This is a genomic window from Nocardia sp. NPDC049190 (genome assembly GCF_040648115.1).
Taxonomy (GTDB): Bacteria; Actinomycetota; Actinomycetes; order Mycobacteriales; family Mycobacteriaceae; genus Nocardia.
In genome coordinates this window covers 37,957-61,670 of sequence record NZ_JBEZDE010000015.1, presented here as the reverse complement: position 1 = coordinate 61,670, position 23,714 = coordinate 37,957, and the positions used below count along the sequence as shown (strand labels likewise).

The window sequence follows — 23,714 nt, the reverse complement described above, 5'->3', positions numbered from 1 at the left end:
CACGAGTGTCTCCTCGATCCTTATCGGTCGGCGGAATCGACCGCCGCACCAGCTCGCCATACCTGATGAATCAGTGGGACTCCCGGCCGGTAGGCGAGATGCACATAGGACGGTGCATCCAAGGCGATGGCATCCGCCTTCGCGCCTGGGCGTAGCACGCCGATGTCGTTACGCCGCAGCGCACGTGCCCCGCCAGCTGTCGCGGACCATACCGCCTCCTCGGGTGTCATGCGCATGTCTCGGACCGCGATGGCGATACAGAACGGCAGGCTCGTGGTGTACGACGTGCCCGGATTGCAGTCTGCGCCGAGCGCGACGGTGACACCGGCATCGATGAGCGCGCGTGCGTCCGGATACTTGTTACGGGTGGAAAAGTCCGCACCGGGAAGCAGTGTCGCCACTGTCGAGCTGTGTGCGAGCGCGTCGATGTCCGCTGCGGTGACGTAGGTGACGTGATCGACGGACGCGGCGCCCAGTTCCACCGCGAGCGCGACACCGGGTCCGGTCTGCAACTGGTTACCGTGCACGCGTGGCACCAGCCCTTTCGCCATGCCGGCGGTCAGCACCGCGTGCGCCTGATCGCGGTCGAAGGCCCCGCGCTCGCAGAACACATCGATCCACTTGGCGTGCGGTGCACACGCATCGATCATCTCGTCGCAGACCATGCGCACATAGTCGTCGACACGGCCCGCGAACTCCGGCGGTGGGACATGCGCGGCCAGCAGCGTGACTTCGTCGGTGAACTCGGCTGCGATCTTTGTGCTGCGCAGCTCGCTGTCCACCGACTGCCCGTACCCCGTCTTACATTCGACGGTCGTGCTACCCCCGCGCAACGATTCGCGCATCAACCGTCGGGTGTTGGCACGCAACTCGTCATCGGTGGCAGCCCGAGTCGCCGCGATCGTGGTACGAATGCCGCCGGCCGCATAGGGCGTTCCCGACATCCGTGCGCCGAACTCCTCGGCGCGTTCACCGGCGAACACGAGGTGCGAATGGCTCTCGACGAAGCCTGGCAACACCGCTCGCCCGCCGAGATCGTGCCCGCGATCGCCACTCGGCGCGGCACCGGACCTGCCCACCCACTCGACAATGCCGTCGTCGAAAACGACAGCAGCGTCACGGAGTATGCCGAGCCGGCCATCGCCGAGTTCGGGATCGTTCGTGACGAGGGTGCCGATCCCGGTGAGAACGGTGGAGGTCATGCTGTCAACCCTCGGCCATCGGCACGCGCACACCCCGCTCTTCGGCGACGTCGATAGCGTGCCGATAGCCCGCATCGGCATGCCGAATCACGCCCATACCAGGATCGTTGGTCAGCACCCGAGTCAGCTTCTCGGCGGCGAGCTCGGTGCCGTCCGCGATGCAGACTTGCCCGGCGTGGATCGAGCGGCCCATGCCCACCCCGCCGCCGTGGTGGATCGATACCCACGACGCACCGGATGCCGTGTTCACCAGGGCGTTCAACAGCGGCCAGTCCGCGATCGCGTCGGAACCGTCTGCCATCGACTCGGTCTCGCGATAGGGCGAGGCCACCGACCCCGAGTCCAGGTGGTCACGCCCGATCGCAATCGGCGCGGACAGCTCACCGGAGGCCACCATTTCGTTGAACTTCAGTCCGGCGCGGTGCCGCTCACCGTAGCCGAGCCAGCAGATGCGGGCGGGCAGACCTTCGAAAGCGACCTTCTCCCCCGCCATTTCGATCCAGCGCCGCAGGTGAGCGTTCTCCGGGAACAACTCCACGATTGCCTTGTCGGTGGCGGCGATATCCCTCGGATCACCCGACAGCGCCGCCCACCGAAACGGGCCGAGGCCTTCTTCGAATAGTGGTCGGATGTAGGCGGGAACAAAGCCTGGAAAGTCGAAAGCCCGGTCGTATCCGGCCTTTCGGGCCTCATCTCGGATCGAATTGCCATAATCGAAGACCTCGGCGCCACGGTCGAGGAACCCGACCATCGCCCGCACCTGGGCGGCCATCGCGGCCCGGGCGTCCTCGGTGAATTGGGCCGGATCCTTGTCCGCCATCGTCTTCATGTCGGCGAAGTCCATGCCGATCGGCAGGTACGCCAGCGGATCGTGCGCCGAGGTCTGATCGGTCACGATGTCGATCGGTGCCTGCAGCGCGAGTAATTGCGGGAACACCTCTGCCGCATTGCCCTCGAGTCCGATGGACAACGGACGATGGGCGTCCCTGGCCTCGATGGCCAGTCGCAACGCATCCGCGAGGTCGACGGCCTTGGTGTCGAGATACCGGTGGGCGATCCGGCGGTCGATGCGGGTCGCATCGCAGTCCACACAGATCGCGACACCACCGTTCATCGTCACCGCGAGCGGCTGCGCACCGCCCATCCCTCCGAGTCCGGCGGTCAGGGTGATCGTGCCGGCCAGGCTGCCGCCGCTGTTCGGGAACCGACCCGATGCCGCCAGCTTGCGCGCGACCGCGCCGAAGGTTTCGTACGTGCCCTGCAGGATGCCCTGGGTCCCGATGTAGATCCAGGAGCCCGCGGTCATCTGCCCGTACATGGTCAGGCCGAGTTCCTCCAGGCGCCGGAATTCCTCCCAGTTCGCCCAGTCGCCCACCAGATTCGAGTTGGCGATGAGTACGCGCGGCGCCCATTCGTTGGTGCGGAACACGCCGACCGGCTTGCCCGACTGCACCAGCATGGTCTCGTCGGATTTCAAGGTCTTCAGCGTGCGGACCATCGCGTCGAAGGCCTCCCAGGTGCGGGCGGCCTTACCGGTACCGCCGTAGACGACCAGCTCGTCCGGGTGTTCGGCGACCTCGGGATCGAGATTGTTCATCAGCATGCGCAGCGCGCCCTCTTGCTGCCAGCCGAGCGTGGTGAGTTCGGTGCCGCGTGGTGCGGACACGTGGCGCGCGCCGGAGGTAGCCGTGGGCCGTGCGGTCATCGAGTGCTCCTTGTGGTCGCTGGGTCGACGGGATAGATCATCGACGCGGGTGGATTGCTGGTGCGCCGCGCGAGGGGGTAGTACAGGGCCGCGGTGACGACGATGCCGATGATCCAGGAAATGTCGGCGCCGCCGAGCTGTTCGGTGATCGGTCCGGTGTAGAGCTTCTGGGCGAGGAACGGGATCTGGGCGAGTACACCGATCACATAGCACACGATGGCGGTGCTATTCCAGCGGCCGTAGCGCGCGTCGGGATCGTAGAGCGCGGGGACATCCACCCTCTCTTTCGAGATCAGGTAGTAGTCGGTGAGGTTGATGGCACTCCACGGCGTGAAGACCATCAGCAGCACCAGCACGAAGTTCTTGAAGTTGTTCAAGAAGTCGGCACTGGCGCCGACCGCGATAATCACCGACACCGCGGTGAAGCCGACGATGTAGGCGGTGCGAGCGGCGGTGGAAATCTTGGACTGCCCATTGAACGCGGTCACCGTGGTGAGGATCGACATGAAGCCGCCGTAGGCATTGAGGCAGTTGACGGTCAGTTTGCCGACGAGCACTACAAGGTAGATCAGCGTCGCGATGACGGCGGGTCCGGCGAGGTTGCCGACGAAACCGACCTGGTCACCCAGGAATGCCTTGCCCGCGACGGCGGCGACCAGCGCACCGAAGGTCATCGACCACTGCGACCCGATCACGCTGCCCGCGAAGGTCGACCAGAAGGTCGCACGAGCGTTCGTGGCGCGCGGCAGGTAGCGGGAGTAGTCCGCGACGTAGGGGCCGAAGGTCAACTGCCAGCCCGCGCCGAGAGAGATGGCGAGCAGGAAGGTGACGATGTCGAAGCCCTTGACCCCGATGACCGCCGAGACGTCATATTCGGCGAACAGCCTGACCGCCAGGTAGGTGAAGCCGATAACACCGAGGACCGTGGCGATGCGCCCGACGATGTGGATGAGCTTGTACCCGGTCACCGCCACGAACGCGGTGAGCACGCCGAAGATGACGATGCCGACGGTCGGACTATTGATGTGCAGGATCTTGTTGATCGCCTGGCCGGCGAGGACGCTGCCGGTGGCGGCGAACCCGAGATACATCAGCACCACGAGTATCAGCGGCAGCACCGCACCGAAGACCCCGAACTGGGCGCGGCTCGAAATCATCTGCGGAAGTCCGAGCTTCGGTCCCTGCGCGGAGTGCAGTGCCATGACCGCGCCGCCTAGGACATTGCCGATGAGCAGGCCCAGGATCGCCCAGATCGCGTCGGCCCCGAACACCACGGCCAATGCGCCGTCCACGATCGCAGTGATCTGCATGTTGGCGCCGAACCAGAGGGTGAACTGGCTGAACGGGGAGCCATGCCGTTCGTCGTCGGGAATGACGTCGATGGTGTGACGCTCCGGCGCGAGGACGAGTTCGGATGGTTCGTCGATGGTCATAGGCCTGTCTCTCTTCCCGCGAGTCCGGCTGGTGCGGCGCGAGGTGTGCGGCCGAATCCCGCGATCTCGTGCGCACCGTGCGCTGGCTCACGTCTTCCATGAACAGGATGTATAGTCCTGTATAGACAACCTGATGTCAAGCGCGGCCGGACCTGTGCCGACGACATGGGATGATCACCGGTGCAGTCGATGGATAAGGGGTTCGAATCGTGGCGATCGGGGACGCGGAACTCGCCGCGTTGTACAACGACGCGGGGATCGATTCGGCTCCTGCCTATGAGCGTGTGAAGAATATCGTTGTCGCACAGATCAATTCGGGCCAATGGCGCGAGGGCGACCAGTTGCCGTCGGAGAATCAGCTCGTCGCCGCGCTCGGCCTGTCCCGCATGACGATCAATCGCGCGTTGCGCGAACTCACCGCCGACGGACTGATCGTGCGCATGATGGGCGTCGGCACCTTCGTAGCCGCACCGAAGACCGCGTCCCCGCTCTTCGAGGTGAAGAACATCGCCGACGAGATCCAGCGCCGCGGCCACCGGCACCGCACCGAGGTGATCTACGTGCGTGCGGAATCGGCCGATACTGCGGGCCCGATCATTCAGGATTCGATACGCGGCACCGTCTTCCACTCCCTGATGGTGCATTTCGAAGACGACACACCGATCCAGGTCGAAGACAGATACGTCAACCCGGGCGAAGCCCCTGGATACCTCGGTCAAGACTTCACGCAGAAGACACCGAACACCTATCTGAGCGAAGTCGCCCCCCTCGAACGCGGTGAGCACATCGTCGAAGCGGTCCTCGGCAGCGCGGACGAATGCCACCTTCTGCGCATCAAGAGGTCCGAACCTTGCCTGTTGATTCGACGGCGGACGTGGTCGGCCCGTGGGCTGGTCAGCGTGGCCCGGTTGGTCCATCCGGGATCACGCAACCGGTTGGAGGGCACCTTCACGAGTCATTGAACGCAGACGGGGCGCCAGTCGGACGCCTGTACGCGGCGACGAGGCGCCGAGTTGAGGTTCGTTGGGCTGGTTGCCTACCGCCTCCAGCGCGACGAGCACCCGCCCAACTGTCTGCAGCGAACGCCGGATTCGCCGCAACCGGCGATGCTGCGCGCGCCTCGAGTTCGTCGGAAGATTCGCCTCCCTGTCGGTACTGGTAGGGGTATCCGATCGCGAAGTGTGGGGATCTCCCTACTTGGCCAGAACGCGGCAGTACCGAATTATGTATCGGGTCAGCATAATTCGACGGAGAAGACCATCACCATGCCGATTGCATCGCGGACATCATCAAGATCCGGACAGCCCCTGCGACCGCCCGGCCCGCGCAGCAAGGTGAGGTCGACCTTCGCGTTTCAACGGTCCCCGTTGACGTTTCTGTCCGAAGTAATCGAGGAGTACGGGGACATCGTTTCCGTCGATCTCGTGGGCATGCCGTTCGTGTTGATCAACCACCCCGCCGACGTCGATCACATACTCAAGCGGCACCAGCGCAACTACGATCGCGGCGGCCCGACTTACACCATGGCGCGCGCGATGTTCGGCAACGGCCTGTTCATGGCGGCCAGACCGGGCTGGCTGCGTCAGCGGCGACTTCTCCAACCAGCCTTCCACCGCCCGCGGATCGCCGCCTTCGGCGAACTCATGTCCGACACGATCGATTCCACCTTGAACAGCTGGCAGCAGGTGTCGGCGCGCGGCGCGAATCTCGATGTGCGCGCCGAGATGAGCCGGCTGACGCTACGGGTGGTAGTGCGTGCTTTGTTCGCGATGGACCCGGCCGATGCCATGACCCGTCGCTTCACCGAGGCGGTCGCCACCGCGACCCGAGAACTCTCGGCCTACCTGCGATTTCCGCTGGTGCCGCTCGCTGTGCCGACTCCAGGACATCGCCGCTTTCACGGGGCCCTGCGGGTGCTGGACGAGGTCACCTACGAGATCATTCGTCGACACCGGGAAGACGGTCACGATCGGGGCAGTCTGCTGGCGATGATGATGCACGCGCGGGACGCGGACACCGGGGAAGGCATGACCGACGCGGAACTCCGGGACGAGGTGTTCGCGATGCTGTTCGCCGGCCACGAGACCACGGCCAGCACGCTCACCTGGGTGTGGTATCTGATCGGACGACATCCAGCGGTCGAGCAGCGTCTGCGTGCGGAGATCGATCAGGTTCTGGGCGGTTGCCGCCCCACGATGGACGTCCTGCCTAAGCTGGAATACACCCGCCGCGTTATCGAGGAGACATTGCGCCTGTATCCACCGGCCTGGCAGATATTCCGGAAGGCCGCGGAGGACGACGAAATCGGCGGCTACCCTATTCCCGCGGGGACCAACGTTCTGTGGTGTTCCTACCATATGCACCGGCACCGGGAGTTTTGGGACGACCCCGAGCGGTTCGATCCGGACCGTTTCACCGAGCGCGACAGTGGAAACGAGAATCCGACGGGGTACTACCCGTTCGGCGCCGGCCCCAGACTCTGCATCGGCAACACTTTCGCCATGGCTGAGATGCAACTCGCGATCGCGATGATTCTGCAGCGCCACCGACTCGTTCCGATCGCCGACAAGACTATCGAACCCAGCGCCCTGCTCACCCTCGGCGCCGCACGCCCGCTCGTTGTCCGCCTCGAACCCCCGGCAGGAAGCTGACGGCGGTCGCCGAAATACCCGAATTCTGCGGTGTTCCCGGTGACCCGGTGCTCGATGGCGCAGCGAACTCGACGCAGTGGGCGTGGACGGTTGTGCGCGGCGAAGTCTTCGGCGTGGTCGGCCGTGGCGCCCATGCGCGACCATGGACGTGCCGGTCCTACGACCGATGTGGTCGCACCACAGGTCGCGAGCTGTTCGAACGGATCGCCGAGGCGGGGTTTGATCGTCTGGGCGTACCCACGTGATGTTTCGGTGATCGGATACCAAATTGTTATCCAGGCCCTGGCTATCCGCTGCAGGTGCGTGCGGTGAATGAATCGGTCGCCGGTGGCGCGCCGGTTGTCGAAGCTGACTCTGCCTGGTCGGGAAAAGCCACATGATCTACGTGGGTCGTGATCGGTAGCGGCGCGCGACCACGACGCCCACACGCTTGACCTGTGGATATAGTTATATCGAGGACCATAGACCATGGCGATTGCGCTCAGGGCGCCCCGCCGAGTGCGCAAATCTGCATCGAGTGCAAGTGCGCAGTCACAGGGGGTGGTGCCTGGTCTACGCATCGCGAAGTGGTGGCTTATGCCCTTGACTTCCATCCGCGGGAAGTCGGTGACCACGGACGAATGAGCCTGCATGGTAGACAGTGCGCACGCGGACCGCTTTCCCTCCACTGGTGGATGTAAGTTGGTTCGCGACCGGAAGTCGCATGCTTGCTGTGATGGAACGGTTTGCACCGCAACCGAATATGAGGTTGAGTACCCGCTCGCTCGCGAGTGTGGGGTCGGTCTCGGCTTGGGCGCGGACACACCTGTACGGAACACACAGTTCAACGCCGTAAACTCACCGGCCGACCAGGCTACTGTTTTTTGGAGAGGAAAGGTCTTCGATTGTTCAGCCGTATCGCAATCGTCAACCGTGGTGAGGCCGCGATGCGGCTCATACATGCCGTTCGGGACCTGGTCGCGGAGACCGGGGCACGGATCGAAACCGTCGCCCTACATACCGACGTAGACCGCACCGCGACGTTCGTGCGCGAAGCGGACATCGCCTACGACCTCGGGCCCGCGTCCGCGCGGCCATACCTCGACCTGAAGGTGCTGGAGCGCGCGCTGGTGGAGACGAAGGCCGACGCCGCGTGGGTCGGTTGGGGATTCGTCGCCGAAGACCCGGCGTTCGCGGAACTCTGCGCGGAGATCGGAGTCACCTTCGTCGGACCGAGCGCGGAAGCCATGCGCAAGCTCGGTGACAAGATCGGCGCGAAACTGATCGCCGAAGAGGTCGGTGTGCCGGTTGCGCCGTGGAGTCGTGGCGCCGTCGAGACTCTGGAGGCGGCGCTCGAGGCGGCAGCCAACATCGGCTACCCGTTGATGCTGAAGGCGACCGCCGGCGGTGGCGGACGCGGCATCCGCGTGGTGACGAACGAGGCCGAACTCGCTGACGCCTATGAGCGCACCAGTCAGGAGGCCGCGCGGGCGTTCGGCAGCGGCATCGTCTTCCTGGAGCGCCTGGTCACCGGCGCCCGGCACGTCGAAGTCCAGGTGATCGCGGATGGCCAGGGCACCGCGTGGGCGCTCGGCGTCCGCGACTGCTCGGTGCAGCGGCGCAACCAGAAGGTCATCGAGGAGTCGGCGTCGCCTGTGCTCGGCGCGGCGCAGACCGCCGAGCTCAAGACATCAGCCGAACGGCTGGCCCTCGCAGTCGGTTACCGCGGCGCGGCGACTGTCGAATTCCTGTACCACCCCGGCGAGCAACTGTTCGCGTTCCTCGAGGTCAACACTCGCCTGCAGGTCGAGCACCCGATCACCGAGTCCACCACCGGATTCGACCTGGTCAAGGCGCAACTGCACGTGGCATCAGGTGGCCGGCTCGAGGGCGAGCCGCCGGTGGAGCGCGGTCACGCCATCGAGGCCAGGCTGAACGCCGAAGACCCGGACCGCGACTTCGCGCCCTCGCCGGGTCGCATCGCGCTGTTGGATCTGCCCGCCGGGCCGGGCATCCGGGTAGACACCGGAGTCAGCACGGGTGACACCATTCCCGCCGACTTCGACTCGATGATCGCGAAGATCATCGCCTACGGCCGTGACCGAGACGAGGCACTCGGCCGGCTGCGTCGGGCGATGGCCCAGACCACGGTGATCATCGAGGGCGGCGCGACAAACAAGAGCTTCGTGCTCGACCTGCTCGACCAGCCCGAGGTGATCGACGCCAGCGCGGATACCGGCTGGATCGACCGTGTCCGCGGCGAAGGCAGGCTCGTCTCGCACCGGCACTCCGCTGTCGCGCTGACGGCGGCCGCCATCGAAGCATACGAAGAGGAAGAACGCGCCGAGCGGCAACGGCTGCTGTCGACGGCGTTCGGCGGACGCCCGCAGGTTCAGCACAACAGCGGCCGACCGCTGGATCTCGAGCTGCGCGGCGTCGGTTACCGGGTGCGTGTCGCTCGAGTGGGAGCGCATCGGTTCCGCGTGGGTGTCGAAGCCGGTGACGACATGCGCACCGCCGACATCGAACTCGACCGATTCGACCGGCACACCGGGCAGATCGTCGTCAACGGCGTGCGATACCGCCTCGTCACCGGCACGTACGGGTCGGTCCACCTGGTCGAGGTGGATGGCGTGACACACCGGGTCAGTCGCGCCGAGGGCGGAGTGGTCCGCTCGCCCGCGCCGGCACTGGTCGTCGCTACGCCGTTGCAAATCGGTGACGAGGTCGAAGCGGGCGCGCCGGTGCTGGTGCTGGAGAGCATGAAGATGGAGACGGTGCTGCGGGCGCCGTTCAAGGCACGGCTGAAGGAATGCGCCGTATCCGTGGGCACCCAGGTGGAGACCGGTGCACCACTGCTGCGGCTGGAGCCGATCGCTGACGACGACGAAGCCGAGAACGCCTCGGCCGCGGAGCCCGTCGAACTGGATCTGCCCGCAGCGCCCGGGCCGGTCCCGGCGTGGGAGAGCACCACCCGCGGCCGAGAGGACCTGCGCAGCCTGCTGCTCGGCTTCGACGTCGACCCGCACGACGAAGGCCGGGTACTCGACGACTACCTCGCCGCGCGCCAAACGGCTCTCGACGACGGCCACCGGTCGATGGTCGGCGAAGTCGAACTTCTCGAGGTTTTCGCCGATCTCGCCGAGCTGAGTCGTAACCGGCCCGCGGCCGAGGATGGCGGCGCTGCCGGCCATGTGCACAGCGCCCGCGAGCATTTTCACATCTACCTGCAGAGTCTCGACGTCGGCAGGGCCGGGCTGCCGGAGACATTCCAGGCCAAACTGGCCAAGGCGCTCGGCCACTACGGTGTCACCGAGCTGGAGCGCTCCCCCGACCTCGAAGGTGCGGTGTTCCGGATCTTCCTCGCCCAACAGCGTGCTGGCGCCGCGGCCACGGTCGTCGCGACCTTGCTGCGCGCGTGGCTGCGGGGGCCGCTCCCGGATGAGACAGCGCGCGAGTCCGTCGGTGTCGCCCTCGAGCGACTGGTCGCTGCCACCCAGGTCCGCTTCCCCGTGGTCGCCGACCTTGCGCGCGGCGTGGTGTTCGCTTGGTTCGGCCAGCCGCTGCTGCGCCGCAACCGTGCCCGGGTGTACGCCGACGTCCGCTACCACCTGCGCCATCTGGATGCACACCCGGACGCGGCGGACCGGACCGAGCGCATTGCCGCGATGGTGGGTAGCACCGAACCGCTGGTGCGACTGCTCGGTCAGCGGCTTGTCCGCGACGACCTGGACAATGCGATCATGCTGGAAGTGCTGACTCGGCGGTACTACGGCAACAAGGGGATTACCGCGGTCCGCACCAGCGAGGTCGACGGCTGCACGTTTGTCGTCGCCGAGCGCGCGGGTGCGAGCGTGGTCTCCGCCGCTGTGCGTTTCGAAGCGCTGGGCAGCGCGCTGAGTCGCCTGGCGGAGTTGGCCGTCGGCGAGGACGCGATCGACGCCGACATCTACGTCGCCTGGGAGAGGCAGCCGGAGGACTTCGCCGCGATGGCGGCCGCGCTGCACGACGTGATCAGCGCGCACCCGTTGCCGACTCAGGTGCACCGGATCACCGCGACTGTGGCAGGTAGCCGTGCTGCGGTGATGCACCACCACTTCACCTTCCGAAGGTCGGCCACCGGGATGACCGAGGAGCGGCTGATCCGTGGCCTGCACCCGTACATCGCACAGCGGATGCAGCTGGAGCGGTTGAGCAAGTTCGACCTCACCCGATTGCCGTCATCGGACGAGGAGGTCTACCTCTTCCGATGCGTGGCGTGGGACAATCCGTCCGACGACCGCCTTGTTGCGTTCGCGCAGGTGCGCAACCTGACCGAGTTGCGCGAACACGAAGGTCGGCTCCTCGCGCTGCCGACCGCCGAGGACACTATCGCCACCTGCCTCGACTCGATCCGCCGCGCGCAGTCGCAGCGGCCGTCGAAGAACCGGTTCAACACGAACCGAATCGTCGTCTATGTCTGGCCACCGAGCGATATCACCCGTGCGGAGCTGGACACCATCGCCGAGCGGGTACTGCCGACCACCGCGGGCGCCGGGCTGGAGGAGATCCTGTTCATCGCGCGGCAGCGCGACCGGAAGACCGGCGAGCTGACCAAGATCGCCGTACGAATCTCCTTCGATGCCATGGGCAGCGCCGAACTGACCGTCGGCGAGCCGCCGGTCGAGCTGGTCGAGCCGCTCGACGACTACCGGTTGAAGGTGCTGCGCGCGAGCAGCCGCAATACGGTGTACCCGTACGAGCTGACCGGCAGGCTCGGCACCTTCGTCGAGCACGATCTCGACGACAACCATGTGCTGGTGCCGGTCGACCGGCCGAAGGGACAGAACACTGCCGCGATCGTCGCGGGCGTGGTCACTACGCCGACCCAGCGGCATCCAGACGGCGTCACCAGGGTCATCCTGCTCGGCGACCCGACGAAGTCGCTCGGAGCGCTGTCGGAGCCGGAATGCCGCCGCGTGATCGCCGCACTCGATCTGGCCGAACAGATGCGGGTGCCGTTGGAGTGGTACGCGCTGTCCTCCGGCGCCAGGATCTCGATGAGCTCCGGCACGGAGAACATGGACTGGGTGGCCGCGGCACTCAAGCGCATCGTCGAGTTCACCCAGGACGGCGGCGAGATCAACATCGTGGTCGCGGGCATCAACGTTGGCGCGCAGCCGTATTGGAACGCCGAGGCGACGATGCTCATGCACACCAAGGGCATCCTGGTGATGACGCCGGAATCGGCGATGGTCCTCACCGGCAAGCAGTCGCTGGACTTCTCCGGCGGTGTCTCGGCCGAGGACAACTTCGGCATCGGCGGTTACGACCGGGTCATGGGCCCGAATGGTCAGGCGCAGTACTGGGCGCCCAACCTGACCGCCGCGCGAGACGTGTTGATGTCGTACTACGACCACACGTACGTCGCATCCGGCGAAGACACACCACGGCGGGCGGACACGACGGACCCGGTCGACCGCGACATCTCCGAGTTCCCGCATGTCATCGAGGGCAGCGACTTCACCACCGTCGGTGAGATCTTCTCCGCCGAGGCCAATCGGGACCGCAAGAAGCCGTTCGATATCCGGACCGTGATGCGCGCGCTGTCCGACCAGGATCACCCGGTCCTGGAACGCTGGGCGGGTATGGCCGACGCGGAGACCGCGGTGGTGCAGGACATGCATCTGGGCGGCATGCCGGTGTGCGCGCTCGGCATCGAGTCGCAGTCGGTGCAACGGCGCGGTTTCCCGCCCACCGACGGCCCGGACGCCTACACCGCGGGTACCCTGTTCCCGCGGTCTTCGCAGAAGGCTGCCCGCGCCATCAACTCGGCCAGTGGTAATCGGCCGCTGGTGGTGTTGGCGAATCTGTCCGGCTTCGATGGCTCGCCGGAGTCGATGCGGAAGCTGCAACTGGAGTACGGCGCCGAGATCGGCCGCGCGATCGTGAACTTCCGTGGACCCATTGTGTTCTGCGTGATCTCGCGGTATCACGGCGGCGCGTTCGTGGTGTTCTCGAAGGCGCTGAACCCGAACATGACCGTGCTCGCGCTGGAGGGCTCGTTCGCGTCGGTGCTCGGCGGCGCCCCCGCCGCGGCGGTGGTGTTCTCGGGAGACGTCAACGTCCGCACGGCCGCCGATTCTCGCGTCCGTGATCTGGAGGCCCGTGCCGCGGCAGCCTCCGGTGCCGATCGTGGCGCGTTGAAAGCGGAACTCGACGAACTCCGCTCGACGGTCCGTGCCGAGAAACTCGGTCAAGTGGCGACAGAGTTCGACGGCGTGCACAACATCCAGCGTGCGGTCGAAGTCGGCTCCGTCGACGCCGTCATCCGCGCCGCCGAGCTGCGCCCACGCATCATCGAGGCCATCCAGGCTCGACTGCCGTAACCGATCAGCGGCCCAAGATCTGCCCAGGCAGATCTTGGGCCGCGTTCTCGGGTCGGTCAGTCGCGGCCGTCTGCAGGGGTGTACGGAATGGCGAGGGCGCTGTTTTCATCCACTCGGATCGGGCGACCGAGCTGTGGACCGGCGGCCAGAAGTGGGTGCAGATATACGAGGTGCTCGAAGGCACCATGGCCGACGCGACCGGGATCAAGCCCAACCTCGACTTCCCCACCGGTCCCGCCTATTACCTTCTCGGATTCGATATCGAGATGTTCACTCCGATCTTCGTGATGAGCCGCATCACCGGGTGGGCCGCGCACATCATCGAACAGAGCGAATCCAACGCGCTGATTCGACCTTTGAGCGAATACATCGGCGTGCCGCAACGTTCCATTGCCTGAGCCCGGCACCAGATGTCGTGCTGATCCCGTGCGCGGGTGTCCTGGGCGGCGGCACCCTGATCGAGCAAGGGCAGGCCCTGGCTGCGGACACTCTGCACCTGCTCCAGTCCTGGCTTGCAGAAGAACGTTTCGCCGGAACCCGACTTGCCGTGGCCCGACCGGCCTGGCAGGTCAACTGAGCAAAGAGCTTCAACGTCGCGGAGGAACTACGGCGCAGCCATGGACATCGACTGCTCGGGTTCGAAAGGAGAAAGCGACCGGCGAATGGTGTTCGCCGGTCGCTTACTCACCGAAATCTGCTTCGACGAACACGTGGCTTATCGGTCAGGAGAAGGGTCGACCACCCAGCTTCCCGCTGAATCCGGCGAGTCGTCGAAGAAGTATTCGCGGATTGCGGCGAATATGACGTCCCGTGCGATCAGTCCGTCGTCGTCGCGATCGAATCGTCGGAGGATCTCGTCGATCTCCGGCTGCGAATGGTTCAACAGCGAAGCAGCCCACAGGGCGAACTCGGCCGCGGTGAGCTTGCCGTCGCGGTCGGCGTCCGCGATGTCCAGCGCCGCGTCGATCAACGGGGCGTAGTCCGCTTCGAACGAGTCGACTGTCTGCAGCGAGCCCGTGAGGGACGCTTCCTTGAACTCGGCTTCGCTGACCTTGCCGTCGTTGTTTGTGTCGCAATGCGCGACGAGTCGATCCCACAATACGAAATTCAGTTCCGCGACGCGTTGTAACTCGGGGTCGTCGGGTTGTCGTCCGAAAGCGTCTCCCATGCGTTCGACCGCGAGTGCGAAGTCACGGCGCTCGATAACGCCGTTTCCGTCCACATCGTAGGCCTGGAAGCGTTTCGCGAGTTTACGATCGAGAAAATCGGAAATCATGCTGGGAAGCGCTTTCTCTCTTGACGTTTCAGTCCAGGAGCCGTCTGGTTCCGTCGCGACCGACGTACCGTTCCAGGATATCGAGGAACGGGCAGAGCATGCGGCGGAATGGTGGAATCACCAGCGCTATCTTGGTGCGAGTGTCGTGTTCGCCTCATTGACCTCATTGACCTCATTGACTCGGCCGCGACCGAATTCAGGAACGATTGCGGGCGTGCGCGATTCGGCCACGCGTCGCCGCGGTGAGAACCGCCACGACCATGACAGTGATCAGTTGCAGCACGTTCCACGCCGCATGATCCTCGAGAGGCAGAACCGACGGCCGCTGGTACGCGAGGGATCCCGTGGTGACCGCTGGAGTCCGGGGCGCGATCGGCGGCAGCGCCGGTGGCGCCGGTGCAGGCGACGGTGGAGTGGGAGGCGGTGCCGGTGAGCCCGGCAGCGGCGGGCCGAGATGCAGTGGGAGATAGGGATCGGGGATCGGCGCGCCTGGAAGCAGCAACAAGCAGGTCAGCAGCCCGCTCCCGGCGGCCGCGCTGCCTACTGCCGCACTCCCGAGCGCGGCCCGCGGCCACCAACTGGCGGTTGCCGATCCGAGCGTGATCAAGGCACTTCCGGCGACGGCGCTGCCGGTACAGGCCGTCGCTACGCTGCCGGAGTCGAGACCGAGCGCATCGCTCGAACCCGTCGGCGTGGCATCCGCCGCCGCTACCGTCGGATCGAGTGCCAGTGGGCCACCTATGCTTTCCGTGCCTCCGGTTGAATCCGATCGCCGTGCGAAACTCCCGGTGGCAGGCGGTGTCGTAGGGCGAGGAGGCCCGAGTGCCAACTCGGGACCGACGGAGTCGGCATTCGTGGTGACGGTGGCCTCGCCCATCGCACTCCCGGAGGTGAGATCACCCAGGGACGGCCACGCCGTCGGATCGGCGGTCGCTGGTGGCGCCGTCAGAAGGGCCGCGGCGGTGAGTGGAATGAAGGCCAATCCTGCTGCTGCCCTGCGGATCAGCGTGAAATCGGTCGGCGATTCCATGTCTGCACACCTCGTCTGCCGCATACTCGGCGGTTGGTCAGTTGCCGGGTCCGAAACGGGTCAACGCCAGTTCGAAGGCGTCCCGGGGAACGATGCTGCCGCCGGAGAACGGCCGATCGAGGTTGTAAATGGCAAGGATCACCCAACCGACCACGACACCGAGTACGGCGGTCGTGAAAATGTTCCGTCGGGTGATCTTCTGGCCGGTCAGCACCATACCGAGCAGCAAAAGGGCGGTCCCGAACCACAATGCGACGTAGAGGAACCCGGGCATCGACAACCGCGCATCCATCGCCCGGTCGTACCGTGCCTGCGCGACCCCGTCGAGCCCGGCCATGACGCGCGTGCGCGCATCATCGTCCGTGTCCGGCAGCGCCGCGGCTTCGGCGCGCAGCGTGTCGAACGTCTGCTGGGTCGATTCGCTCAACTGTCGTTTCTCGGCCATGATCGGCCATTCGTGATCCAACACTTGCGTGGTGTAATCACGTACCAGCCCCTGGATCCGTTCTCGTTGTGTCTGCGGCAGTTCGTCCGCGGCAGAGTGGACATCCACCAGCGCTTTGGCCTCCGCAACAGTGTGGGTGTGCGCGTTGTCGTAGTTCTGCCACGCGATCACCACCACCAACGCGACCACCGCAGCGAAGAAGGTGTTGATGAGGTCGAGGACCAATCCATCGCCACCCTCTTCCTCGTTTTTTCGTTTCGACTTCGCGCGTAGCCGGTTGGCCAGAACAAGGACCGACACCGCGGCGAGCGCGAACAGAACGAGCGCGGCCGATTGCACGATCATGTAATGCTCCATATCCCGGGGTAGCCGCTCGTCCACCGGAGTTGGTGGTTATCCTTCGCGACGAAGTCGCCGAGTGCGGCGACGATACGCGCCTTGAACGCACCCGGATAGAACCAGTCAGGCATCGCCTGAAGCAGCACGTCGTGCCACTACCCGCCGGGTAAGTATTTGCAGATGGGGAGGCGGCACCGTGGCATACCGGCCCAGCGCCAGCCGACTGCGCGCTTTGGAATCCGCTTCCGCATCGCCCGCCGGATCCACTACATCCGACCGCCGCGGCAGCCCACACACTCGGCCCCCCACTGGGCCGACACGACCGAACGCTACCTCGGCTGGACCGGCCGCCGCGAGAATAGCGTTTTCGCTTCGAGGGCCGGACTGAAAAGAGCGTTGCGACATACGATCACGCTTCCCCTCCGAACGGATGACACCCGATACCGTGTTGTCCCACCAAGATCGGCGCGGCAGGTCCAGTGTGACATCAGTTCTGTCCGGACGCACCGAGAACTTGCCGGAGAATTCGAAGTGCGCCACTCGCACCTGCGCGGTCGCCGGCCTGCGACCGCCGATCTCGGCTTCGGCGCATGGGTGTGCTACCTGTTCGCGGTGTGGCGTTCGATGAGTTCGGCCACCTCGTCGGGTCGTTCTTCGACGAGGTAGTGCTTGCCGTCGGCGACGACATGGACCTCGACGTCGGACCATCCGTAGTCGGCCAACAGGTTCTGGGCAAGCCGTGGAAGAATCGGTCCGAAGACATGCTCGCCGCCCGCGAGTAGCAGAGGGATATCAATGGGCTCGGTCTGTGCGCTGTTGAAGGTCATGTTGGCGGCGACGGCGCGGTACATCTCGAAGGCCGAACGCAATTGGTCCGGGCCGCGATAGGCAGCGGCGTAGTGCTCGACGTCGGCATCGCTGATGACACTGTTGTCCTTGGTGCCGACGTCGAAGAAGTAGCGGAAGTAGATCGCCTGTCGGTCGGCTACCAGCGCCTCCGGTAGTCCGGGAACCATATGAAATGCGCCATGCCACAGCGGAACGTCGACGTCGAGGGTGAGCCAGGGTTCGATGCCGGGGATCGGCGTCTCGAGAATTGTCACGGTGCGGGTGGAACCAGGGAAACGTCGAGCGAACGCGTAGGCCACCATTCCGCCGATGTCGTGGCCGACCACATGAGCGCTGCCCAGTCCGAGCCCGTCGAGGAGCAGGTGGACGTCCTCGGCCATGTCCGCCGCGGTATAGCCCGCCACGCTCGGCGCGGAACCGCCCACACCGGGCAGATCGACAGCGATCACCATGTACCGTTCCGACAGCCGCGGCATGACTCGCCGCCACTCGAACCAATCCTGCGGAAAGCCGTGCAGAAGGACCAACGTGGGGCCGTGCCCGCCCCGCACATAATGAATGGTCGTGCCGTTGACCGCGGCAGTTGCGGCGACAAAGCTGTCACCGAGTTCGGACACCACTGAACCGAGCGTCGGTGGCATACCCCGCCCTTCGGAACCGAAGGTGCTCATTGCCTGTCCTCCTCGTTGAATAGAGATCGACCATGTAGACCTACGCCAGCACGAATTCTCATCGCTGTCGGCGTGTCCATGTGTGGGGCGACGTATTCGTCGTGACCTGTGGATCGGCCTGGCGACCACCCTTCGGGCGGATCGTCAGATCGCCGGCTGTTTTGATGTCAACGGGGCGTTCGATCTGATCTGTCATCCGAACGTGAGAGTCGACGCGGATCGAGTCCACTTCGCCCCAAGCGATATTGCCGCCGGTGACCATCGTGGCCACCGCCTGTCCTCGCAAGTCGTGCACGGCGCCACTCGCGCCACGGAGCACCCCGCCCGACCCGAGAACCGCCATGGGCCCCACCGTTCCCGCTGCCTCGACGGGGTCACCGATGGCGTAACTCAGCAACGGAATCCCTTGCTCGATCCAACGGTCCGGCACCAGAACGACATCATCGGCGCAATCGATGATCTCCGGCAAGAGATGGGCGTCGACAGTGGCAACATTCATCGCCTCGGCGACGGTGTGCGGCTGCACAGTAACCGGTCTGCCGGCTTTGACTGATTCATAGATGGTCGGTGCGTTCTCCGGGCACGCGATCAAGATCTTGTACTTGCCGCCCTGGATCTGCTCGAAGTTGCGAACCACACGTGCGGCCGACGCGATGGTGCCGCCGCCGCCGGGCAACACGACGGTGTTCACGAAGGGGCGCCGCAACAGCATGTCGTGCACCGCTGTCCCGAGCGCGGCGACCGAATACGGCGACGACAGATCCAGGAACAGTCCACCATCTTGTCGGGTCAGCTGTTTCGCGTATTCATAGGAGTCGTCCCAGGTCGATCCGATGCGAACGACGCTCGCGCCCCAGGCTTCGATCTTCGCCACCTTCAGCTCCGAGGTCGTGGCCGGCACCACGGCGATCATCGGAAATCCGCGCCGCAGACAGGCTTCGGCGTACGCGATCGCGTGGTTGCCGGACGACGCGACGTAGATCGGTTTTCCTCGAGGATGGCTCCGCAGACCTGATACCACTACTCGCGCGGCGCGATCTTTGATCGAATGAGACACCGGGTGCCGATTCTCCAGGGCGATGTGCAGTTTCCCGCCGCCGAGCAGATCCAATTCCGGTGAGTGGAACATTGCCGGAGTCGGCAACCCGGACTCGGCGATAATTTGCAGCGCTTTCCGTCGTTCCGCACGGGACGGTGCGCGCAGATCCGGAGTTATTACATCATTCCGATCCGTGAGACCTTTTGCATCCGGGCGAGCACTCGAGTGAATCAGGTCATCGTTTGATATCGTGGGGATTTTTTCGGACCGCGATGGCGGTGGAACCGAATTCTTCGAACGGTGGCGTGATGGCTTTGCCGGGGTTCCCGAGACCTGTGTCATCGGCGGTGCGGGGCTGAAAGGAATGTCCTGGTAGCCGTTGTTTCAACGGCTTCGGTTTCGGCTGTGCCGGCCTCGGGGAATCGCGTCTGCATGGCTGATTTCTCATTCCTGATCGCTGCACTTCTCTCGACCGCCTGCGGATACGCAGCAGAGTTGAGCGCGGTCGAATATCGATCGAACCTATAGCGATCGGAAATGTTCTCGCGAGTGTCGATTCCTGATTCTCATCGATTCCACATCTCGTACGGTCGTGCAACGCGGGAACGGCCTGCTCGGGGACTCGCGGCGGATGACTTGCAGGCCTCGGGGCGAGATAAGTGGCGATGCGGCATTACGACTCCTGGCACTTTCGGTGTGAACCGAGAATTTCGTGTGAAGAAACGCTGAGAAAGATGAAAGTCCGATGAGAACCGATCGGACGCCCTTGACGCATGTTATGGCCCGTCAGATATCGTACCGTCATTCAATGGTTCATTAATCGACGGTTCAATGGTCTGCCAGCTGGCGTCCAGTGTGGCGAGCAAGGGCGAAACCGGGAAGGAAGTCAGGTCTCGACCCATCGCCAGTGAGGGTGCCTTCGCCTCGGCAGGTCCATCGCAGGGCGATCTGTTCACTCCCCGATTTCAGCCGGCTTTTCCCTCTGCGACCAAGGATGACGGTGGCCTCGACATTAGAGATATCAACAGCTCCAGCGGCAACGCGGAGAGGCATTCACCGTGCCATTTTCTACGTAATGATCGGCTCGGTCGGGATACAGACATCATCGGCGTTATCTTCTGTACTTTTCGACAGCGTCGGCCCCGTGTCCGTCGCCTCATTGAGGCTGGCCCTGGCCGCACTCATTCTGCTGGTTGTCCTGCGGCCGAAGATTCGTGGTCTCGGGCGCGCCTATTGGATCAGCTCTGTAGTGCACGGTGTTTCGATGGCCGCAATGAACATCTGCTTGTACTCGGCCATCGAACGCATTCCGCTCGGGATAGCGGTAACCTTGGAATTCCTGGGCCCGTGCGCTGTGTCAGTAGCCTTGTCTCGACGGATAAGCGAAGCGTTATGGGCCATAATTGCGCTGGTCGGCGTAGTTCTCGTAGCCGGTCCGGGAGGATACTTCGACCTCGTCGGTTTTGCTTTTGCGGCGGGCGCCGGTTCGTGTTTCGCTATTTACACGTTATTTTCCGAAAGGGTTGGGAAGTGTGACAGCGGATCGTCCGGCATAGCCCTGTCCGCGTCGGTCGCAGCGGTCGCTTCACTGCCGTTCAGTCTCACCGAAGCGGCGACCGTGTCGGTACATCAATGGATGATTCTCGCGATCACGGCATTGATCGGCGTTGCCATTCCTTACACGCTTGATATTCGCGCAGCTCGCGCATCGTCGGCACGTATCATAGGCACGCTTTTCAGTATCGACCCGGCGATGGCCAGCGTTGTCGGCTGGCTGGCATTGGGAGAAATAATCGAACCGTACGCAATTTTTGGTATCGCGCTGGTCATCATCGCCGGCGCGGCTATTTGTATGGCAGACCGACGTAATGATGGATAACCTCGTAGGAGGTCTTGGATCGATGCGCAGCGGCTGCGACGTGATGGACCTCCGAGGTGCCGGAAGGGCTGACGCCCGCGGTCGAGTCCACCTCCCGAAGACGGTCTTCGGATACTGCACCATAGCGGGACCGGTGGAGGCGATTCCGGATTGCGTCGTCCGCTGGACAACGTTCCCGCAGGGGTCCACATTCCACAGCCCCTGGGCCGGACGTGGTATTGCCGTCCGTCTGATCGGGTCTCGGCGTGCCGCGCCGGCACGGCTTTGGGACATCGCCGTGACCACGGACCAGTGCGGAATGCACGTGGCCGACGGCTGCGCCGATCGTGTCCTGACCACGGCAACCGTAAGACAGGGTCTGTGGTCGGGATCGAAACTCACTTGGTCACAGCGACTTCCGCAACGTCGAAGGCAACCCACCGTAGGAATTTCCCCCATAGTGTGTCGGCATTTCCCCCATACCGGTCCAGTCTGCGGGTTGGAATGATCGGATCTACCTCAACACGGTGTTCTTCCAAAGACGAGGACCTTCTGTGCATCTCGGCAGGCTTACCACTCCGGTCGTCACCCTCACCACGCTCATCGCCCGGGGGTGACACTGTCAACGCGTCGAGGGTGCCCCCGACAGCTCCCGTACCCGAGGCATCGCGGTATGAGTCCACTGCCTATTGCCGCGGCCTTCGGCTGCCACGAGGAAGGTCATACCCTCGAGGCCCTACCGCGCTGATGCGACCCCCGACCGGCGCCGCAGCGGTCATGGCCTGCTGACCTCGGCCACTTGCGGGCCGGCTGGTAGGTGAGGTCTCCGGTGGATTGAGCAACCCGCCGCGTGTTGTCCGCGCCAGAAGCCAACGACCAGGTTTGTGAGCCGTGGGCAGTATCGGATTGCGCTGGAATCGATCCCGCGGCGTGGTGCGCTCGCTACCTATGTCAACCAGTACCGATGCAGTCAACCGTCGAAGTAGAGCGAGGAGTGTGTAGCAGTGAAGAGCGTCGCGCGAGCAATGAGTGAGGGCCCACCGCCGCACGGAAATGGGCGAACGCCGAGAAGGCAGCACCTGGGGGGAGCCGGTATGGCAGCAGAATCCGAGCGTCGGTACCGTGTTCTGGTCGTCGACGACAACCCTGACGTGCGACGGGCGCTCGAGCGAGGACTGCGGCTGGCCGGCTTCGACGTGCTGACCGCACATGATGGGGCGCAGGCCATCCGGCTGTGCACCGACCACAACCTGGACGCCATGGTTTTGGACATGCAGATGCCGAGATTGGGCGGTCTCGGCGTCATCACCGCATTACGCGCATCCCGCAATGACGTCCTGATCTGCGTCCTCAGCGCCCACAGTGCACCCGACCACCGCATTACGGGCTTGGAAGCAGGCGCGGACGACTATCTCGCGAAGCCTTTCGTCTTCGATGAACTCACCGCCCGCCTGCGCGCGCTCTTGCGTCGGCGCCGCAACAACCGGGCCGATCCCCCGCGCGTGGAGTCGGCCACCATCGGATCACTGCATCTGGACCTGGTCGGCCGCCGAACATACCGCGCGGGTCTGGAAATCGCCCTGACGCAACGCGAGTATGAGCTGTTGTCTGTTTTCGTCACCCACGCTGGTGTCGTCCTCCCGCGCCAATATCTTCTGGACAACGTCTGGGGCTACAACTTCGTCACCGACACCAACGTCGTCGACGTGTTCGTCGGCTATCTTCGCCGCAAACTCGAAGCGACCAGCGAGCCCCGCCTGATCCACACTGTCCGCGGCGTCGGCTACGTGCTGCGCAACGACTAGCGGGTTTCTCGGACGAATGTCATCTCTCCGTACCCGGGCAGCGCTCGTCGCCGCGGTCGGCGCATTCGTTGTCGTCTGCGCGCTGATCGCCGCGCTCTGTACAGGTGTCACGGTCGCCCCATGGCGACGTGTCCTGTGCGCGGGGGCCGGCGCAGTATTGGCGGCTGCCGCGCTCGGCTGGATCCTCGGGGGCCGCATCGCACGGCCCTTCGTCGAGCTCACTCGCCAGATCACCCAAGGCACCCCGATGCCTGTACGAGCCACGGCACGCTTCTCCGTCCGTGAGGCCCGCCAATTGTCAGTAGCCGTCACGGATTTGGTCGATGAGGTCACCCGCGCACAAGACCGAACCCAAGCCGCCCTGGAAGCGGCGCGCATTTTCGCGGCCTCCGCGGCGCATGAATTGCGAACCCCGCTGACCGCGATGCGCACAGACCTTGAAGTTGTGCGCGGTCTCGACCTATCTCATAGCCAGTATGTCGCAATCCTGGACGATGTGCTGCGCATACAGGCCGGTATCGAATCCACCCTCACCGCATTGGAACAACTCGCCTCCGGCGAGCTGGCTCGGGACAACCTCCAGCGAGTCGGCATCGACGTGGCCGAACTCGCCGAGGACGCCGCTACCGATGCCCGCCGCCGAAACCCGGACGTAGCGATCGAGGTGCGCAGCGCAGGACCGGTGCTGTTCGACTGTCTACCCAGCGGCATTCGGCTCACCATCGACAACGCAGTTGCCAACGCCATCAAGCACGGCCAGGCCACCACCATCCTCATCGGCGTCGAACGCACCCGGGGCCGACTCGCCGTTACCGTCGACGACAACGGCACCGGAATCCCCGGAAACGAACGGGACGCGGTTTTCGGCCGCTTCTATCGTGGTACGAACGCGGCCGGCGACGGCTCAGGACTCGGCTTGGCGCTCGTCGCCCAGCAGGCTGAAATCCACAATGGCAGAGCTTATTTCACCGACAGTCACCTCGGAGGAATCCGGCTCTTCTTCGACATCCCGTCCGGTGGACGCGAGAGCGGCTCGCACTGACGGCCTCTCGTATTTGCCGGCG

Annotated in this window: 15 protein-coding genes and 1 pseudogene; 8 read left to right on the top strand and 8 right to left on the bottom strand. The window is 64.6% G+C overall.

All coding sequences use genetic code 11. The features are described from left to right. Window positions 1–20: 20 nt before the first annotated feature. From hutI to AB0B25_RS15590, 3 genes are read right to left on the bottom strand one after another with little or no spacing between them, the layout of a single operon-like run. A complete protein-coding gene (gene hutI / locus AB0B25_RS15600; RefSeq protein WP_357179139.1) occupies window positions 21–1,202 on the bottom strand; it encodes an imidazolonepropionase in 1,182 nt (393 codons plus the stop codon). A 4-nt stretch (window positions 1,203–1,206) separates the two neighbouring features. After that, on the bottom strand, window positions 1,207–2,907 hold the full coding sequence (gene hutU, locus AB0B25_RS15595) for a urocanate hydratase (RefSeq protein ID WP_357179136.1): 1,701 nt from the start codon (window positions 2,905–2,907) through the stop codon (window positions 1,207–1,209). Beyond that, complete coding sequence (locus tag AB0B25_RS15590; RefSeq protein WP_357179133.1) at window positions 2,904–4,340, bottom strand: cytosine permease; 1,437 nt, start codon at window positions 4,338–4,340, stop codon at window positions 2,904–2,906. The genes hutU and AB0B25_RS15590 overlap by 4 nt, the downstream gene beginning before the upstream one ends. 209 nt (window positions 4,341–4,549) lie before the next feature. Here AB0B25_RS15590 and hutC point away from each other — a divergent pair, with 209 nt between their 5' ends. From hutC to AB0B25_RS15565, 5 genes and pseudogenes are all read left to right on the top strand, one after another. Beyond that, window positions 4,550–5,302 carry a histidine utilization repressor gene (gene hutC / locus AB0B25_RS15585; RefSeq protein WP_357179130.1) on the top strand — a complete coding sequence of 251 codons (753 nt, stop codon included), beginning with the start codon at window positions 4,550–4,552 and terminating at the stop codon, window positions 5,300–5,302. Window positions 5,303–5,707: 405 nt separating this feature from the next. Beyond that, window positions 5,708–6,991, top strand: a complete 1,284-nt coding sequence (locus AB0B25_RS15580) for a cytochrome P450 (RefSeq protein WP_357179127.1) — start codon at window positions 5,708–5,710, stop codon at window positions 6,989–6,991. A gap of 884 nt (window positions 6,992–7,875) precedes the next feature. After that, window positions 7,876–13,338: a carboxyl transferase domain-containing protein gene (locus tag AB0B25_RS15575; protein ID WP_357179124.1), complete on the top strand. Its 5,463-nt coding sequence runs from the start codon at window positions 7,876–7,878 to the stop codon at window positions 13,336–13,338. A gap of 143 nt (window positions 13,339–13,481) precedes the next feature. Then, window positions 13,482–13,736, top strand: a pseudogene (locus AB0B25_RS15570) (citrate/2-methylcitrate synthase); the annotation flags it as partial. Between the two features lie 17 nt (window positions 13,737–13,753). Continuing rightward, window positions 13,754–13,915, top strand: a complete 162-nt coding sequence (locus AB0B25_RS15565) for a hypothetical protein (protein WP_357179121.1) — start codon at window positions 13,754–13,756, stop codon at window positions 13,913–13,915. A gap of 138 nt (window positions 13,916–14,053) precedes the next feature. Here AB0B25_RS15565 and AB0B25_RS15560 read toward each other — a convergent pair whose 3' ends face one another. The 5 genes from AB0B25_RS15560 to AB0B25_RS15540 all read right to left on the bottom strand — a co-directional run bounded on the left by AB0B25_RS15560 (window position 14,054) and on the right by AB0B25_RS15540 (window position 19,329). Continuing rightward, a complete protein-coding gene (locus tag AB0B25_RS15560) occupies window positions 14,054–14,614 on the bottom strand; it encodes an EF-hand domain-containing protein (protein ID WP_357179118.1) in 561 nt (186 codons plus the stop codon). Between the two features lie 196 nt (window positions 14,615–14,810). Further along, entirely contained in the window at window positions 14,811–15,644 is an 834-nt protein-coding gene (locus tag AB0B25_RS15555; RefSeq protein ID WP_357179116.1) for a hypothetical protein, read from the bottom strand. A 37-nt stretch (window positions 15,645–15,681) separates the two neighbouring features. Then, on the bottom strand, window positions 15,682–16,434 hold the full coding sequence (locus tag AB0B25_RS15550; protein WP_357179113.1) for a DUF4239 domain-containing protein: 753 nt from the start codon (window positions 16,432–16,434) through the stop codon (window positions 15,682–15,684). A gap of 593 nt (window positions 16,435–17,027) precedes the next feature. Then, on the bottom strand, window positions 17,028–17,948 hold the full coding sequence (locus tag AB0B25_RS15545; RefSeq protein ID WP_357179110.1) for an alpha/beta hydrolase: 921 nt from the start codon (window positions 17,946–17,948) through the stop codon (window positions 17,028–17,030). A 58-nt stretch (window positions 17,949–18,006) separates the two neighbouring features. Beyond that, window positions 18,007–19,329, bottom strand: a complete 1,323-nt coding sequence (locus AB0B25_RS15540; RefSeq protein WP_357179107.1) for a pyridoxal-phosphate dependent enzyme — start codon at window positions 19,327–19,329, stop codon at window positions 18,007–18,009. Between the two features lie 733 nt (window positions 19,330–20,062). Here AB0B25_RS15540 and AB0B25_RS15535 point away from each other — a divergent pair. The 3 genes from AB0B25_RS15535 to AB0B25_RS15525 all read left to right on the top strand — a co-directional run bounded on the left by AB0B25_RS15535 (window position 20,063) and on the right by AB0B25_RS15525 (window position 23,692). Continuing rightward, window positions 20,063–20,866, top strand: a complete 804-nt coding sequence (locus AB0B25_RS15535; protein WP_357179104.1) for an EamA family transporter — start codon at window positions 20,063–20,065, stop codon at window positions 20,864–20,866. Window positions 20,867–21,939: 1,073 nt separating this feature from the next. Next, entirely contained in the window at window positions 21,940–22,650 is a 711-nt protein-coding gene (locus AB0B25_RS15530; RefSeq protein WP_357179102.1) for a response regulator transcription factor, read from the top strand. 16 nt (window positions 22,651–22,666) lie between these two features. After that, window positions 22,667–23,692 carry a HAMP domain-containing sensor histidine kinase gene (locus tag AB0B25_RS15525; protein WP_357179099.1) on the top strand — a complete coding sequence of 342 codons (1,026 nt, stop codon included), beginning with the start codon at window positions 22,667–22,669 and terminating at the stop codon, window positions 23,690–23,692. Window positions 23,693–23,714 lie beyond the last annotated feature (22 nt).